Source organism: Sulfitobacter dubius (assembly GCF_027214245.1).
In the GTDB taxonomy this organism is placed as follows: Bacteria; Pseudomonadota; Alphaproteobacteria; order Rhodobacterales; family Rhodobacteraceae; genus Sulfitobacter; species Sulfitobacter dubius_A.
In genome coordinates, this window is record NZ_JAPWHM010000003.1 from 403,972 (window position 1) to 420,257 (window position 16,286).

At 61.0% G+C, this 16,286-nt stretch carries 15 protein-coding genes; 11 read left to right on the plus strand and 4 right to left on the minus strand.

The window, feature by feature from the left end; genetic code table 11:
* Positions 1–99: 99 nt before the first annotated feature.
* The 3 genes from lon to tgt form a co-directional block, all read right to left on the minus strand.
* Positions 100–2,511 (minus strand): endopeptidase La, encoded by a 2,412-nt coding sequence (gene lon / locus O4H31_RS09045; protein WP_269344975.1) that lies wholly within the window; start codon positions 2,509–2,511, stop codon positions 100–102.
* 243 nt (positions 2,512–2,754) lie between these two features.
* Positions 2,755–3,849, minus strand: a complete 1,095-nt coding sequence (locus O4H31_RS09050) for an alkene reductase (protein ID WP_269344977.1) — start codon at positions 3,847–3,849, stop codon at positions 2,755–2,757.
* Between the two features lie 109 nt (positions 3,850–3,958).
* Positions 3,959–5,086 carry a tRNA guanosine(34) transglycosylase Tgt gene (tgt, locus tag O4H31_RS09055; RefSeq protein ID WP_269344979.1) on the minus strand — a complete coding sequence of 376 codons (1,128 nt, stop codon included), beginning with the start codon at positions 5,084–5,086 and terminating at the stop codon, positions 3,959–3,961.
* Between the two features lie 128 nt (positions 5,087–5,214).
* Between tgt and O4H31_RS09060 the strand changes: the two genes are divergently transcribed.
* The 10 genes from O4H31_RS09060 (at position 5,215) to tpiA (ending at position 14,245) form a co-directional block, all read left to right on the plus strand.
* The gene (locus O4H31_RS09060) at positions 5,215–6,093 is read left to right on the plus strand and encodes an SPFH domain-containing protein (RefSeq protein ID WP_067626224.1); all 879 of its coding nucleotides are present in this window, start codon (positions 5,215–5,217) and stop codon (positions 6,091–6,093) included.
* Positions 6,093–6,368, plus strand: a complete 276-nt coding sequence (locus tag O4H31_RS09065; protein ID WP_269344982.1) for an NfeD family protein — start codon at positions 6,093–6,095, stop codon at positions 6,366–6,368. The genes O4H31_RS09060 and O4H31_RS09065 overlap by 1 nt, the downstream gene beginning before the upstream one ends.
* Before the next feature lie 72 nt (positions 6,369–6,440).
* Positions 6,441–8,126: a mechanosensitive ion channel family protein gene (locus O4H31_RS09070; protein ID WP_269344984.1), complete on the plus strand. Its 1,686-nt coding sequence runs from the start codon at positions 6,441–6,443 to the stop codon at positions 8,124–8,126.
* 68 nt (positions 8,127–8,194) lie between these two features.
* On the plus strand, positions 8,195–9,577 hold the full coding sequence (gene rimK / locus O4H31_RS09075; protein ID WP_269344986.1) for a 30S ribosomal protein S6--L-glutamate ligase: 1,383 nt from the start codon (positions 8,195–8,197) through the stop codon (positions 9,575–9,577).
* 93 nt (positions 9,578–9,670) lie between these two features.
* Entirely contained in the window at positions 9,671–10,033 is a 363-nt protein-coding gene (locus O4H31_RS09080) for an SUF system Fe-S cluster assembly protein (RefSeq protein ID WP_067626181.1), read from the plus strand.
* A gap of 188 nt (positions 10,034–10,221) precedes the next feature.
* Positions 10,222–11,433: a glycerophosphodiester phosphodiesterase family protein gene (locus O4H31_RS09085; RefSeq protein ID WP_269344989.1), complete on the plus strand. Its 1,212-nt coding sequence runs from the start codon at positions 10,222–10,224 to the stop codon at positions 11,431–11,433.
* Between the two features lie 116 nt (positions 11,434–11,549).
* Positions 11,550–12,167, plus strand: coding sequence for a hypothetical protein (locus O4H31_RS09090; RefSeq protein ID WP_269344990.1), 618 nt, complete (start codon positions 11,550–11,552; stop codon positions 12,165–12,167).
* Positions 12,168–12,281: 114 nt separating this feature from the next.
* Complete coding sequence (locus O4H31_RS09095) at positions 12,282–12,995, plus strand: DUF3307 domain-containing protein (protein ID WP_269344992.1); 714 nt, start codon at positions 12,282–12,284, stop codon at positions 12,993–12,995.
* A gap of 54 nt (positions 12,996–13,049) precedes the next feature.
* Positions 13,050–13,412 (plus strand): HesB/IscA family protein, encoded by a 363-nt coding sequence (locus O4H31_RS09100; RefSeq protein WP_067265014.1) that lies wholly within the window; start codon positions 13,050–13,052, stop codon positions 13,410–13,412.
* Between the two features lie 83 nt (positions 13,413–13,495).
* Complete coding sequence (gene tpiA, locus O4H31_RS09105; protein ID WP_269344996.1) at positions 13,496–14,245, plus strand: triose-phosphate isomerase; 750 nt, start codon at positions 13,496–13,498, stop codon at positions 14,243–14,245.
* A 40-nt stretch (positions 14,246–14,285) separates the two neighbouring features.
* Here tpiA and O4H31_RS09110 read toward each other — a convergent pair whose 3' ends face one another.
* Positions 14,286–14,747 (minus strand): Lrp/AsnC family transcriptional regulator, encoded by a 462-nt coding sequence (locus O4H31_RS09110; protein WP_007120312.1) that lies wholly within the window; start codon positions 14,745–14,747, stop codon positions 14,286–14,288.
* A gap of 144 nt (positions 14,748–14,891) precedes the next feature.
* Here O4H31_RS09110 and cysG point away from each other — a divergent pair, with 144 nt between their 5' ends.
* Complete coding sequence (gene cysG / locus O4H31_RS09115; RefSeq protein ID WP_269344999.1) at positions 14,892–16,286, plus strand: siroheme synthase CysG; 1,395 nt, start codon at positions 14,892–14,894, stop codon at positions 16,284–16,286.

A 16,286-nucleotide genomic window follows, 5' to 3' on the forward strand; every position in this document is an offset into this window, starting at 1 on the left:
AAACTGTAGCGGAATGCGGGGCGGCCTACCCCCTGCCAAAACGAAAAACGCGCGCCTCGAAAGGCGCGCGTTTAGGGGCGTTTCGATAGGCCAACCGGCTTAATGCGTGGTGGTCGCGTCCACGCCAGCGGCACGGGCTTTGATCGCGGCAGCCTCGGCAGCCTCTTGGGCGGCTTCGTCCCAGTCGATCGCCTTTGGCTTGTTCACCAGCGCATGTTCCAGCACCTCAGAGACATGGTTTACCGGGATGATGGTCAGCCCTTCTTTGACGTTATCCGGGATGTCCGGCAGGTCTTTCTCATTCTCCTGCGGGATCAGCACCGTGGTGATACCGCCGCGCAGGGCCGCGAGAAGTTTCTCCTTCAAACCACCGATCGGCATAGCGTTACCGCGCAGCGAAACCTCGCCCGTCATGGCGATGTCGCGCCGCACGGGGATCTGCGTCAGCACCGACACGATCGAAGTCACCATCGCCAGACCGGCCGAGGGGCCGTCTTTGGGCGTGGCACCGTCGGGGACGTGCACGTGAATATCCAGCGTGTCGAACTTCGGCGGCTTGATCCCAATCTGCGGAGAGATCGAACGGACGTAAGAGCTTGCCGCGTCGATGCTTTCCTTCATCACATCGCCAAGCTTGCCGGTGGTCTTCATCCGACCCTTGCCCGGCAGACGCAGAGCTTCGATCTGCAACAACTCTCCGCCCACGGAAGTATAGGCCAGCCCGGTGACGACACCGATCTGGTCTTTCTCTTCAGCCAAACCGAAGCGATGCTTGCGCACGCCAAGGAAATCTTCGAGGTTGTCGCCGGTCACGGTGACGCTTTCAGCTTCCTTTTTCACGATCTTGGTCAACGACTTACGGGCCACCTTGGCGATCTCGCGCTCAAGGTTCCGTACGCCAGCCTCGCGGGTGTAGTAGCGGATCATGCCAGTCAGAGCGGAGTCCTCAATCTCGAACTCCTTCTTCTTCAGACCGTGGTTCTTAACCTGTTTGGCCACCAGATGCTGCTTGGCGATCTCGCGCTTCTCGTCCTCGGTGTAGCCCGAGAGCGGGATGATCTCCATCCGGTCCAGAAGCGGACCGGGCATGTTGTAGCTGTTCGAGGTGGTCAGGAACATCACGTTCGACAGGTCATATTCCACCTCCAAGTAGTGGTCGACGAAAGTGCCGTTCTGTTCCGGATCAAGCACTTCGAGCATGGCCGACGCCGGATCGCCACGGAAGTCCTGCCCCATCTTGTCGATCTCATCGAGCAAGATAAGCGGGTTCGTGGTTTTCGCCTTTTTCAGCGCCTGAATGATCTTGCCGGGCATGGAGCCGATGTAAGTCCGACGGTGGCCGCGGATCTCGGACTCGTCACGGACACCACCCAGCGAGATGCGAATGAATTCGCGCCCCGTGGCCTTGGCGACCGACTTGCCCAAAGATGTCTTGCCGACGCCCGGAGGGCCGACGAGGCACATGATCGGGCCTTTCATCTTGGACGAACGCTGCTGCACGGCAAGGTATTCGACGATGCGTTCCTTGACCTTATCCAGGCCATAGTGATCGTCATCCAGCACCTTTTGCGCACGGCTGAGGTCTTTCTTGACGCGCGATTTCACGCCCCATGGGATCGACAGCATCCAATCAAGATAGTTACGCACCACGGTGGCTTCGGCAGACATCGGGCTCATGTTCTTGAGCTTTTTGATCTCGGCATCGGCCTTCTCGCGGGCTTCCTTGCTCAGCTTGGTCTCGGCCACGCGGGCTTCGAGTTCAGCGACTTCATTCTTGCCGTCTTCGCCGTCACCGAGCTCCTGCTGGATCGCCTTCATCTGTTCGTTCAGATAGTACTCGCGCTGCGTGCGCTCCATCTGGGACTTCACGCGGGTCTTGATCTTTTTCTCGACCTGCAGCACGGACATTTCGCCCTGCATCAGCCCGTAAACTTTCTCAAGCCGCTCAGAAATGCTCAGCGTTTCCAGCAGGTCCTGCTTTTGCTCGACTTCGATACCGAGGTGACCCGCCACGAGATCGGCCAGACGCGCAGGTTCGGCGCTTTCACCAACGGCGGCGAGCGCTTCTTCGGGGACGTTCTTCTTGACCTTGGCGTAGCGCTCGAACTCATCCGCCACAGTACGCAGCAGCGCCTGTGTGGTGGCCGCATCGCCCGGCATCTCTGTCAGATACTCGGCGCGGGCCTCGAAGAAGTTGTCGTTTTCAAGGTATTCGGTGATGCGCACGCGCGCCTGACCTTCGACCAGCACTTTGACGGTGCCATCGGGCAGTTTCAGCAGTTGCAGCACATTGGCCAACACACCGGCCTTGTAGATGCCAGCGGTGTCGGGATCATCCTCGGCGGGGTCGATCTGGCTCGACAGCAGGATTTGTTTGTCGTCTGCCATTACCTCTTCAAGGGCGCGGACGGACTTTTCGCGGCCAACGAAAAGCGGCACGATCATGTGGGGAAACACGACGATGTCGCGCAGCGGAAGCACCGGGTAGGATGCGTTCAGTGGCTCTAACATGCTCAATTCCTTATCTTAGCAAGACATCCGGGCCCCTGTCATAGGCGGCCTCTGACATCCCCTTTTCTGGACAGGACATGTGTGCATCCCATCCGCCTGTTTCAATCCCTTGCGGGGTATTAGGCCGCCATCATCGCGCTTCGGCGGGGTGGAGGCAAGCGCGCGTTGGGGTGATTTCGCCCCAATTCCGCGCGTCGTGGTACGGGGCACCGCATGGGCGCCCCGTAATTGATCCCGTAAAGATCAGGCGTTGGCCTGTTCCAGTGTCGGATAATCGGTAAAGCCTTCGCGCCCGCCCCCGTAATAGGTATCGGTATCGCCCTCGTTCAGCGGCCCGTTCATCTGCCAACGGCGCGGCAGATCGGGATTGGCGATGAAGGGGCGGCCCACGGCGATCAGATCGGCCTTGTCATTGTCAACGGCCTCAATCGCCATCTCACGGTCATAGCCGTTGTTGGCCATATAGGGCCCCTCAAAGAGCGCGCGCAGGGCGGCGATGCTTTCGCCTTCGTCCAGCTCACGCGAGCCGCCCGTCGCGCCTTCGACGAGGTGCAGATAAGAGAGGTTGTAGCGGTTCAGCCCTTTGACGACATATTCGAACGTTTCTTGCGGGTTGGCGTCTTCGATCCCATTGGCGGGCGAGAAAGGCGAGAGCCGCAGGCCGACACGTTCACCGCCCCAAACCTTTGTCACGGCATCCAGCACTTCGAACAGCAACCGCGCGCGGTTTTCCACACTGCCGCCATAGGCGTCATCACGTTTGTTGCTGCCGGTTTTCAGGAATTGATCCAGCAGATAGCCATTGGCCCCATGCACCTCGACCCCGTCAAAACCGGCCTTTTTGGCCATGTCGGCGGCATGGGCGTAGTCCGCGACCAGACGCGGCATCTCATCCAAATCCAGCGCGCGCGGCTCTGAGGTATCCTCGAACCCGTTGGCAGTAAAGGTTTTCACCCCCGCCGCGATGGCCGAGGGTGCGACAGGTTTGCCGCCCTCAGGCTGCAGGGAGGTGTGGCTGATCCGGCCCACGTGCCACAGTTGGATCACGATGCGTCCGCCTTCGGAATGCACAGCATCGGTCACTTTGCGCCATGCGGCGACTTGGCCTTCGGTATGGATGCCGGGGGTTTGGAAGTACCCTTTGCCCTCGGGGCTGATCTGGGTGGCTTCGGTGATGATGATGCCTGCTCCCGCGCGCTGGCGGTAATACTCGACATGCATGTCCGAGACTTCGCCAGTCTCGTTATCCGCACGGTTGCGGGTCAGCGGGGCCATCACCACACGGTTGTCGGCCACAATCTCACCGGCGGTGAAGGGGGTAAATAGCTTCTCGGTCATATTCGGGCCTTTCCTTGCAATAGACTGTGCAAGGGCACCTAAGACCCGGCCGCAATGCAGCAAGGACCGTCAGCACAATTTCGCGTGAGAATACGCCACCGCCCTGCCCTTAAAGCGGGTCGATATCGCCCTGCGCGCGCCCTGCGTGGAAGTCTGCCTGCCACTGGGTAAACCGCCCCGCCGCGATGGCCTCGCGCATGCCGGCCATGATGTCTTGGTAATATTGCAGGTTGTGCCATGTCAGCAGCATCGACGAGATGATCTCTTGGCTGCGGAACACATGGTGCAGATAGGCGCGAGAGTAGTTCTGACAGGCCGGGCAACTGCAATTCTCATCCAAGGGGCGCGGGTCATCCATGTGCCGCGCGTTCTTGATGTTGAGCACCCCCATCCGGGTAAACACCTGCCCCGTGCGGCCAGAGCGTGAGGGCAACACGCAGTCCATCATATCAATGCCCCGCGCCACGGCGCCCACGATATCGTCAGGCTTGCCCACGCCCATCAGGTAGCGCGGCTTGTCCTCTGGCAGCATGTCGGTCGAGAAATCGAGGGTGGAAAACATCGCCTCCTGTCCCTCCCCCACGGCCAGCCCGCCGACCGCGTAACCATCAAAACCGATCTCGCGCAGAGCCTCGGCGCTCTCTTGACGAAAGTCTTGCTCAAGCCCGCCCTGCTGGATGCCGAAAAGCATGTGACCGGGCCGGTCGCCAAACGCCTCCCGGCTGCGCTTGGCCCAACGCATCGACAAGCGCATGCTTTCGGCGATGCGGTCGCGGTCGGCGGGCAACGCGGGGCATTCGTCGAAACACATGACGATGTCGGAGCCAAGCAGTTCCTGAATCTCCATTGAGCGTTCCGGCGTGATTTCATGTTTTGAGCCGTCGATATGGCTTTTGAAGGTCACGCCACGCTCGGTCAGCTTGCGCAGCCCGGCAAGGCTCATCACTTGAAAGCCGCCACTGTCCGTCAGGATCGGCTTGTCCCAGTTCATGAACTTATGCAGCCCGCCCAAGGCGGCCACCCGTTCCGCTGTGGGGCGCAGCATCAGATGGTAGGTATTGCCCAGCAGGATATCAGCGCCAGTCGAGGCCACGCTTTCGGGCATCATTGCCTTGACCGTCGCCGCCGTGCCCACGGGCATGAAGGCGGGCGTGCGGATCTCGCCGCGCGGGGTCTGGATCACGCCGCTGCGTGCCTTGCCGTCCTGCGCGTGTTTGGTGAATCCGGTGTTGGTCATACTCTGGCCCTCTCTGGCTGCGACTGGCGCGATAAACCAGTGGCGAGAAACATGCAATAAAGCTAAAATAGCGAGGATTGCGTAAAAATGATATCATTCAAAGGATTACAGCCTTGCCCCTAGAAGACATGCTGATCGGCCTTTTGGAAAATAACCTCGCTTGGCTTTTGCTGGCCCTGCTGGTCGTGATCCTTATCCTGAAGTCGGTCAAGATCGTCCCGCAGTCCGAACAGCATGTGATTGAACGCTTTGGCCGTCTGCGCGCGGTCTTGGGACCGGGGATCAATATGATCGTGCCTTTCATCGACAGCGTGGCGCATAAAATCTCAATCCTAGAACGGCAGTTGCCCACCGCCAGCCAAGACGCCATCACCCGCGACAACGTGCTGGTGCAGGTCGATACCTCGGTCTTTTACCGCATCACCGAGCCGGAAAAGACCGTTTACCGCATCCGCAACGTGGACAGTGCAATCTCAACCACCGTGGCGGGGATCGTCCGGGCCGAGATCGGCAAGATGGACCTCGACGAGGTGCAAGCCAACCGCAGCCAGTTGATCACCACGATTAAGGCCAGCGTCGAAGATGCCGTGGACAGTTGGGGTATCGAAGTGACCCGAGCCGAAATTCTGGACGTGAACCTAGATGCCGCCACCCGCGCCGCCATGATGCAACAGCTCAACGCCGAACGCGCCCGCCGCGCACAGGTGACCGAAGCCGAGGGCAAGAAACGCGCCGTGGAACTGGCCGCCGAGGCCGAGCTTTACGCATCAGAGCAGACCGCCAAGGCGCGGCGCATTCTGGCCGATGCCGAAGCCTATGCCACCCAAGTCGTCGCCACGGCGATCAACGAAAACGGGCTCGACGCCGCGCATTACCAAATTGCGCTGAAACAGGTCGATGCGCTGAATGCCATGGGCAAAGGCGCGGGCAGTCAGACCATCCTTGTCCCCGCGCAGGCGTTAGAGGCCTTTGGCGATGCATTCAAGCTGCTCAGGGGGAAAGGCTGATGGCGGCTTGGCTGGCACTCTGGTGGGTCTGGGTCTGCGCGGCCTTGGCCCTTGGCGTGGTTGAGCTTTTGCTGCCCGGTTCGATCTTCCTTGGCTTTGCGCTCGGCGCGCTTGGCATGGCAGTGGTGGTTGCGTTTTGGGCACCGGCCAATGTGGCCTTGATGTTGGCAATCTTTGCGGTTTTGTCGCTCATCGCTTGGCTGGTCCTGCGGGTGCTTTTCAAACGGCAGTCCAGCGGCGCGCGGATCGTCACCCGTGACATCAACGAAAACTAAACGCCCGCAAATGGCATGAACAAGCGTGGCGCAGCCTTGAATTGCCCGAACCCCCGCTACATTGCCCTATCCATGCAGCGGCTTGCCCTACTCCCACGCGCTTTCGCGTCTGTGATTCCTCGTTTTCTGGGGGCCTTTGTGCTGGCGATGCTCGCTGCCGCCGCCTCCGGACAGGCGCAAGAGGCATGGTTTGAAACGACCGAGCTGAACCCCGGCCTGCCGCCCCCGCCCGAGACACTGGACCGGGGCACGCCGATGGCCGCGCTGGAAAGTTTCATTTACCTGACGGACAATGGCCACTACTCCGACGCGGCGCATATCCTTGACCTGTCGGACCTGCCCCAAGCCGATCAGGCCGTTCTCGGAGCTGAACGCGCCTTTCAACTGTCGGTCCTGATGGAGCGCAAGGTCGTCGTGCCATGGCGCAAACTGGCGGACCGGCCCGACGGTTGGCTCTCTGGCTCGGCCGAGGATAACGACACCGGGCGCGTGCGCCGCTCGCTGCTGATCGACCGGTTGGAGCTGGGCGGCCATGATGTGCCTTTGCGGCTCAACCGGATCAAACCCGGAGAGGACGCCGAGCCCGTCTGGGTCTTCTCGCGCCAGAGCATTGACAACATCCCCCACCTTCACGCGCAATACGGGCCGACGGAGCTTGAGACGATGCTGCCCGACTGGCTGCGCATCCGCGCGTTTTGGGGCATGTATCTCTGGGAAGTGCTGTTTTTGCCCCTGCTGGTGGTGGGGGCGCTGATGGCTGGCTGGTTCGCCTTTGGCATCATGCGCCGTCTGGGCGAAGTGGCCAAACGCCGCTGGATGCGTTTCGTACTGCGGTCCTTCCGCTGGCCTGCCGCCATCGTGCTTTGCGCCGCGATCATCGGCACGGCCACCAGCCGCGTGCTGGTGGTATCCGGCTTCATCGACGCGGTTCTCAGTCCGATCTTGCTGATCGCCTATGTGACCGCAGGCACCCTCGCCATCGTCTTTACCTTTGACGAGATTTTCGACCGGATCAGCCCCAACAACGCCTATGAGCTGGCCGATCCGATGAACGCGCACATGCGGTCCATCGCCACCACGATCGCCGCCGCCCGCAAAGGGGTGATCGTGATCGCCGTGCTGGTGGCCTCTGGCGTGATCTTGGTTTCGAGCAATGCGGACAACACCCTTGGCCTGTCGCTACTGGCCTCTGCCGGTGCGGTGACCATCGTACTGGGTTTCGCTGCGCGTGAGGTTTTGGGCAATATCCTTGCCTCTATCCAAATCGCGCTGAACCGTTCTGCCCGGATTGGCGACCAGCTGATCTTTGAGGGGCATTTTTGCACGGTAGAACGGATCCACTTCACCTATGTGCAACTCTTGAACTGGAACGGCACCCGCCTGATCGTTCCGGTCAGCTATTTCGTCTCTGATGCGTTTGAGAATTGGTCGATTGAGGACCACGCCATGGTACGCCCCATCATCCTGACCCTGTCGCAGAATGCCGATGTGGCGGCGCTGCGCCGGGTGTTCTTTAACCTTTTGGCGCAAGAAGACCCCAATGACGTCAAACCGATGGACAAGGCCAAGGTCCATGTGCTTGAGCAAGACGCATTCGGCATCAAAGTTCGCTTTGAACTGCCCACCGATAATGCGGCGACCTTTTGGGACATCGAATGCCGGGTGCGCGAAGAACTCCTCGCCGCTGCGGCGCGGATGGAGAAAGAAGACGACATCCGCATGTTGCCCCCCGCCCCCGCGGATATGGGCAAACCGTAACACAGCACCGCTTGAAGCGATCCCTGCCACAGGTTAGGCAGGCAGACCAATGACCCAAGGAGCAGGTAATGGAAAAACTCACATTCGGCTGGGAAGAATGGGTCGCCCTGCCCGATCTTGGCCTGCCCGCGATCAAGGCCAAGGTGGACACTGGCGCGCGCACTTCGGCGCTGCATGCTCATGACATCGAGGTTTTCGGCCCTGCGTCAAAACCCAAAGTGCGTTTTAATGTGCACCCGATCTCGGGGCGCGATGATATTTCCATCACCTGCTCTGCGCCGCTCATTGACCGGCGCGAGGTGACCTCCTCCAACGGCGAATCCGAGCATCGTTTCGTGATCGCCACAACCTTGGAAGTGAATGGCCAAAGCTGGCCCATCGATGTGACCCTGACCAACCGGGCAAGCATGACCAGCCGCATGTTGCTGGGCCGTCAGGCGCTGACCGAGCATATCAACATCTCGGCGACCGAGCGGCGCTTGCAGCCGGACCTGAACTATGATGTCTACCACACCGCCAGCCTGCGCCACACCGCACCACAGCGTGCCCTGCGCATCGCGGTGCTCAGCCGCGAAGACAACTACTCGACCCGCCGTCTGGTCGAGGTCGGCGAAGCCCGCGGCCATGTGGTTGAGGTCATTGACACCACACGCTGCTATATGGCGATCAACCAACTGGCCCCCGAGGTACATTACGACGGCAAGCGCCTGCCCCGCTATGACGCCGTAATCCCGCGCATCGGCGCGTCGATCACCCCCTATGGCACCGCCGTGATCCGCCAGTTCGAGACGATTGGCACCTATTGCGTCAACGGCTCTGCCGGGATCACCGCCAGCCGCGACAAACTGCACGCGCATCAGGTCTTGGCGGCGAAAAAAATCGGCATGCCGACCACGGCTTTCGCCGCCTCGCCCAAGGATACCTCAAACCTGATGGCCTTGGTGGGCACCGCGCCGCTGATCGTGAAACTGCTGGAATCGACCCAAGGCAAGGGCGTCGTGCTGGCCGAAACCAAGAAAGCTGCCGAGAGCGTCATCGACGCCTTCCGCGGCCTGCGCGCCAACTTTCTCGTGCAGGATTTCGTCAAGGAAGCCGCCGGCGAGGATATCCGCTGCCTCGTGGTGGCGGGCAAGGTTGTCGCCTCCATGAAGCGCACCGGGGCGGAGGGCGACTTCCGCTCGAACCTGCACCGGGGCGGTTCGGCCAAAGTGGTACGGATCTCGAAAGAGGAACGCGACACCGCCGTGCGCGCCGCGCGGGCCTTTGGCCTTGGCATCGCCGGGGTCGATCTGCTGCGTTCGGAAAGCGGCCCCAAGGTGCTTGAGGTCAACTCCTCCCCCGGGTTCGAAGGGATCGAGAACGCCACCAAGAAAGACATCGTCGGCAAGGTCTATGATGAGATCGAAGCCCGCGTGAAGCCTCAGCCCGCGCGGCGTCGCAAGGGGGGCTGACCGGGGCGGCCCCTCGCCCTCAGGGCGTCGGGCCACTTTACGCCCCGCTCCGCAATCCCTATATAAAACGTCGAGAATGATGCGAGGCAAGAGATGACCGAACAGACCCAACCGCTCGAAGGGACACCGCTGATTGCGCCCTCTTCCACCGACCACCCGCTTTACGAGCAGGTCGTCGAGGCGTGTCGCACGGTCTATGACCCTGAAATCCCTGTGAATATCTATGAACTGGGGTTAATCTACACGATCGACATCAACGCCGAGAACGAAGTGGACATCAAGATGTCGCTGACCGCGCCCGGTTGCCCCGTCGCGGGAGAAATGCCCGGATGGGTTGCCGATGCGGTCGAACCGATTGCGGGGGTCAAGCAGGTCGATGTGGCGCTGGTTTGGGAACCGCCTTGGGGTATGGACATGATGTCTGATGAGGCCCGGCTTGAACTGGGCTTCATGTAAGTCACAGTTTCGCAGAGCGAACAATAAACGCCGTCGATGCAGGTCATCGGCGGCGTTTTTCTTTGGTCGCGTTCCACCGAATGGGGGCGCGCCGGATTGTTCATTCGACTGACATGATCCGGTCGTGAAACCGTTACACAGGCCCCCCATAGAAGCGCCCAGAACTTCATTCACGAACGGATAACATTATGCGAACCCTTGTTTCTCTCGCCGCTCTGGCCCTCGCGCCCGGCCTGGCGTTGGCCGATGCTCATTCTGCAACGGCACCGGTCGAATACGGCCCCCGCCCCGCCTATCTGGTGGATAAGCTGCCCGAGGGCGACCTGAAGGACAAGCTGGCCTCTTGCATGGGTCAAAACGCCGCCAAGTCCGATTTCTCAATCGGGCACCGGGGCGCGCCACTGATGTTTCCCGAACACACTGTGCAATCCAATGTCGCCGCCGCGCGCATGGGTGCGGGCATCTTGGAATGCGACGTAACCTTTACCGCCGATCATGAATTGGTCTGCCGCCACGCGCAAAACGATCTGCACACCACTACGAACATCCTCGTCTCCGATCTGGCCGAGAAATGCACCACCGGCTTTACCGCTGCTTCGGGCGACACGCCCGCCAACGCCGAATGTCGCACCTCTGACATCACTTTAGCAGAGTTCCGCACCCTGACGCCCAAGATGGACAGTGCCGACACGACCGCCACCACCGCCGAGGACTATCAGGGCGGTGTCGCGAATTGGCGCACTGAACTTTACAGCGACAAAGCCGATCTGATGACCCATGCGGAATCGATCGAACTGTTCAAATCCTTGGGCGCCAAGTTCACGCCCGAGCTGAAATCCCCCTCTGTCGAGATGCCCCATGACGGTTTCTCTCAGGAAGACTACGCGCAGAAGCTGGTGGATGAATATGTCGCCGCAGGCATCCCGGCCTCTGACGTTTGGCCGCAGTCCTTCAACCTTGACGATGTACTCTACTGGATTGAGAACACACCCGAATTCGGAAAACAGGCCGTTTATCTGGTACAATGGTCCGACGGTTTCGATGAGCAGAACCCCGAGACATGGGCCGAAGATTTCGCCGATCTGAAAGCCAAGGGCGTGAACTACCTCGCCCCCTCGCTCAACATGATGCTGACCAACAAAGAGGGCGAAATTGCTGGCTCCGAATACGCCATGGCCGCGAAAGAAGCAGGGCTGACCCTGATCGCATGGACGCTGGAGCGTTCCGGCCCGCTCGCCTCCGGTGGCGGTTGGTACTTCCAGTCAGTCAATGATGTTGTGAAAGATGACAGCGACTATCTGGTGGCGCTGGATGTGCTGGCCCAAGACGTGGGCGTGGCCGGTGTCTTCTCCGATTGGCCCGCGACCGTGACCTATTATGCGAACTGCATGGGCCTCTGATCGGTCCTAGCCTTTAGATCCCATGAGGGCCGCCCCATCTCAGGCGGCCCTTTTCGTTGGCCGGGCTTGCATGGATTTCGCCTTCCTGCGACATTGCGGGAAACAAGGGGCAAGCCATGGAAACTTGGGCAATTTTTACCGGGGACATCGTGAAATCCTCCGCGATGAGCCGGGCGGAGTTGGATGCTGTTTTCGCACGTCTCGAAAACGCCGCCGAGGCTCTGACGACATGGCAAGGCCAGTCCAGTCGCATGACCCGGTTTCGCGGTGACGGCTGGCAAATGGCCGTGGCGCCAAAGTTCATCCTCCGCGCGGCCCTCGTCTTGCGCGCCGCCGTGCGCCGCTGCGGCAAGACCGCAGACACCCGCTTTGGCATCGGAATAGGCGAGGCGCATTTCGCAGGTGACGACCTCTCTCGTGCCGATGGGGCGGCGCTGGTTCGTTCCGGTCACGCCCTCGACGCCATGCCCCGCGCGCGGCGCATGAATGCCCCGGATGCCCCGCTCGCGTTGCGTGCAGCACTCCCCCTCGCCGACCGGATCGCCACCGGTTGGACCAAGCGCCAAGCCGATGTCGCCTACTACATGCTGGCCCCTGAGCCGCCCGTGCAAGCGGATCTAGCGCAGCGGTTTGAGCTGACGCAGCAGAGTGTCCAGGGCCATGTAGACGCGGCGGGGATAGACGAGCTGCGAGAGGTTTGCGACGTGCTAGAGGATCAGAAAACAACCCAATAAAGCTGTTATCGACCATTACAGCCAGATATGCCTGTATTGCCTCTTGAGAAAGACCCTTGCCACAGCCCTCTGCGGCTTTTCAAATAACAACCAACACCAACAGCCGGACCCCTTATGACCGAACAGGCTATCGCCACCGCCCTCGCTTGCCTGCTCGCCCATCTGATGGCGGATTTCGTGTTTCAGACCAATGCGATGGTCGCTGCCAAACGCAAACCCCACATACTTCTGCTGCACGGTGCCATCGTCTTTGCCGCGACTGCTCTGGCCCTCGGCGGCAGTCTCCTCCCATCTGGCCTTCTCGCCCTCGCCCATGTCGGGATTGACGCGGTCAAAACTTACGCCGTTCCCGAGCAGCATCACGAGCGGCTCTGGCCCTACCTCACCGATCAAGCCGCCCATCTTGCGACCATCGCGGTCTTCACCCTTTATACTCCAGATGCTTTTGCCACTGGCCTCTGGGTCGCTCACAGCACAACGCTTATTCCGCCTGCCCTCTTCCTTGCGGGGTTGATCACCGCCACCCTTGCAGGTGGCCCAGCGGTGGGAGGCCTGATGCTCCCTCACAAAGCGCAGGCCCAGCCCGATGGGCTTGATAATGCAGGCCGTATCATCGGTTTGCTGGAACGCGCGTTGATTTTCCTCATGGTTATGATTGGAGAGCCTGCGGGCATCGGTTTTCTCATCGCCGCAAAATCGATTCTGCGGTTCGACACGGTGAAAAAGAACCAGAAAATCAGCGAATACGTCATTATCGGCACGCTGGCGTCCTTTGGCTGGGCGCTTATCGCGGCCTTCGCCACCAAGGCTGCAATGAATTCCTTCTGACGGCTTGAGATCGCCGCCCCGCACCCTTATCTTGGCGGCATAGGAGAATTTCTGATGTTTGGCATACCCGGCAAGCAAGCCGTCACCATGACCCCCAAAGCTGCTGGCCAGATTGCAAAGTTGATGCAATCGGCGGGCCATGCGGGGCTGCGCATTGGCGTCAAAAAAGGCGGCTGTGCGGGCATGGAATACACCATGGAATATGTCGAAGCGACCGATCCCAACGATGAAGTCGTTGAGCAGGATGGCGCGCGCGTGATGATCGCACCGATGGCGCAGATGTTCCTTTTCGGCACTGAAATCGACTATGAGACAACGCTGCTCGAGTCTGGCTTCAAGTTCCGCAATCCCAATGTGACCGAAGCCTGCGGTTGCGGGGAATCGATTAAATTCGACGAGAGCCTCGGCGCGAAGTAAGCGCGCCGATCTGCCCCGGCCTTGACGAAAGGCCACGGGCCTGCGAACTGATCTGGCAACAGTAACAGATCAGGACGGAACCGATGCGCCCCAAAATCGCCGCCGGCAACTGGAAGATGAACGGCACCGCCGCCTCTTTGGCAGAGCTTCACAGCCTTGCCACGGGCCTGCCCGAAAACCCGCCACAGGTCGTGATCTGCCCGCCCAGCACCCTGCTGTTCCGCGCCACCGACGCGACCCACGGCAGCCCGATCCAGATCGGTGCGCAGGATTGCCATGCCGAAGATGCGGGCGCTTATACGGGCGATATTTCCGCCTCCATGGTGGCCGACAGCGGCGCGACCCATGTGATCCTTGGCCATTCCGAACGCCGCGATGCGCACCGTGAGACCGACGCCGATGTGCAAGCCAAGACCCGCGCCGCTTGGGCTGCCGGGCTCACCGCCATTGTCTGTATCGGCGAGAGTGAGGCACAGCGTGACGCGGACCAAACGCTCGACATCATCGGGGGCCAGCTTGACGGCTCCCTCTCCGATGCTGTTGATGCGGAAAATACCGTGATCGCCTATGAGCCGATCTGGGCGATCGGCACTGGCAAAGTGCCCAGCATTGCCCAAATCGAAGAGGTGCATCATTTCATGCGTGCCCGCCTGACCGACCGTTTCGGCGCTGAGATCGGCAACGCCCTGCCCCTGCTCTACGGCGGTTCGGTCAAGGCCGCGAATGCTGTTGAGATTTTCGCCGTGGAAAACGTCGACGGCGCGCTGGTGGGTGGGGCCAGCCTCAAGGCCGAAGATTTCGCGCCTATCGTGGCAGCCCTCGCGCAGTCCTGAAGACAACCGGGGGCGGGCAGTGATGCCCCGCCCCGCGTGCTTACAACGGCAGCATCGTCGTCGATTTGATCTCTTCCATCGACAAAAGCGCCGTGACGTTGTGCACCTTCACCTCAGAAATGAGCGCCTGATAGAACACATCATAGGCCCGCGCATTCTTGACCCGCACCTTTAGGATATAGTCGATATCCCCCGCCAGCCGATGTGCCTCCTGCACCTCTGGCCTGTCCTGCAACGCCTTCAGAAACGCCGCCTGCCATGCCGCCTCATGCTCCGACGTGCGGATCAGCACGAAAAAGCAGGCTTCGAACCCAAGCGCCTCTGAATCAAGCACAACCGTCTGCTGGCCAATCACCCCGGCCTCACGCAGCTTGCGGATCCGATTCCACACCGGGGTCTTGGAAGAGCCCACTTCGCGGGCGATATCGTCCAGAGATTGGCTCGCATCCCGTTGCAGCTGCGCCAAAATCTTCCGGTCGGTCTCATCAATTCGGACAGTCATTCTCTTCTCTCTCGTCCCGGCAGGACGTTCATACTCAACCTACGGCCATAGCGAACACATGTTCTTATCTGCGCCAGCAACTAGCCAATTATCGGGAATATTTCCTATATAAGAGGTCACGTCAAACAGAATACAGGGCGCATCATGGATCACTTTCCCATCTTCCTCGCCACGAGCGAGCAAAAGATCCTCCTTTCCGGCGGCGGCGAAGCGGCGCTGGCCAAGTTGCGCCTGTTGATGAAGACCAAAGCCGCGCTGCATATCTTTGCGCCCGACCCCGCACCAGAGCTTGTCGAATGGCAGGCGGCGGGCAAGCTGACCCTGCACCGCCGCGCCCTCACTGCCGCCGACCTGCCCGGTGCCCTGCTGTTCTATGCGGCAGATGAGGATGACGTGCTTGATGCCGAAAACGCGGCCCTTGCCCGTGCGGCTGGCGTGCTGGTCAACATCGTCGACAATCTGCATGACAGCCAGTTCATCACCCCCGCCATCGTCGACCGTGACCCTGTAACCGTGGCCATCGGCACCGAAGGCGCCGCCCCGGTGCTGGCCCGCGCCATCAAAGCCGATTTGGAAGAGCGTCTGCCCGTCACCCTCGGCCCGCTTGCGCGGATCGGCAAAGGTTTCCGCAAGCTCGCCGACGCCCTGCCCATGGGCCGCGCGCGCCGCGATTTCTGGCGCGACTACTATTTTGCCGCTGGCCCCCGCGCCATGGCCGAGGGCAAGGATAGCGTGCGCCCGGCGTTGAAAGACCTGCTGCAGACCCACCTCGCCCGCGAAGCCCGCGCAGGGCATGTGGCCTTTGTCGGCGGCGGCCCCGGTGATCCCGAACTGCTGACACTCAAAGCCCGCCGTGCGCTGGATGAGGCCGACGTGGTGATTTACGACCGCTTGATCAGCCCCGAGATTCTCGAACTCGCCCGCCGCGAGGCGCTGATGATCGACGTGGGCAAAGAGGGTTTCGGACCCTCCACGGCCCAAGAGCACATCAACGCGCTGCTGGTCGAGCACGCCCAAAGCGGCGCGCAGGTGGTGCGGCTGAAATCCGGCGATGCCACCGTCTTTGGCCGCCTCGACGAAGAGATCGACGCGGTCGACGCCCATGACATCGGCTGGCACATCGTGCCCGGCATCACCGCCGCCTCTGCCGCTGTGGCGGGCATCGGTCAAAGCCTGACCAAACGGGGCCGCAATGCCTCGGTCCGCTTCCTGACCGGGCATGACATGAAAGGTTTCGCCGATCACGATTGGGCCGCCCTCGCGCGTCCCAACGAGGTCGCCGCGATCTATATGGGCAAGAAATCCGCCCGCTTTGTCCAAGGCCGCCTGCTGATGCACGGGGCCGACCGCGCCACACCCGTCACCGTGATCGAAAACGCCTCGCGCGCCGATCAACGGGTGCTGTCGACCACGCTGAACGATCTGCCCCGCGATCTGGCCGATGCCGAAATGACCGGTCCCGCGCTCACCTTCTACGGCCTCGCCCCGCGCGCCGCCGTCCAAGCTGCCACCCAAACCCCGCTAGAGGAGCTCGCCTGA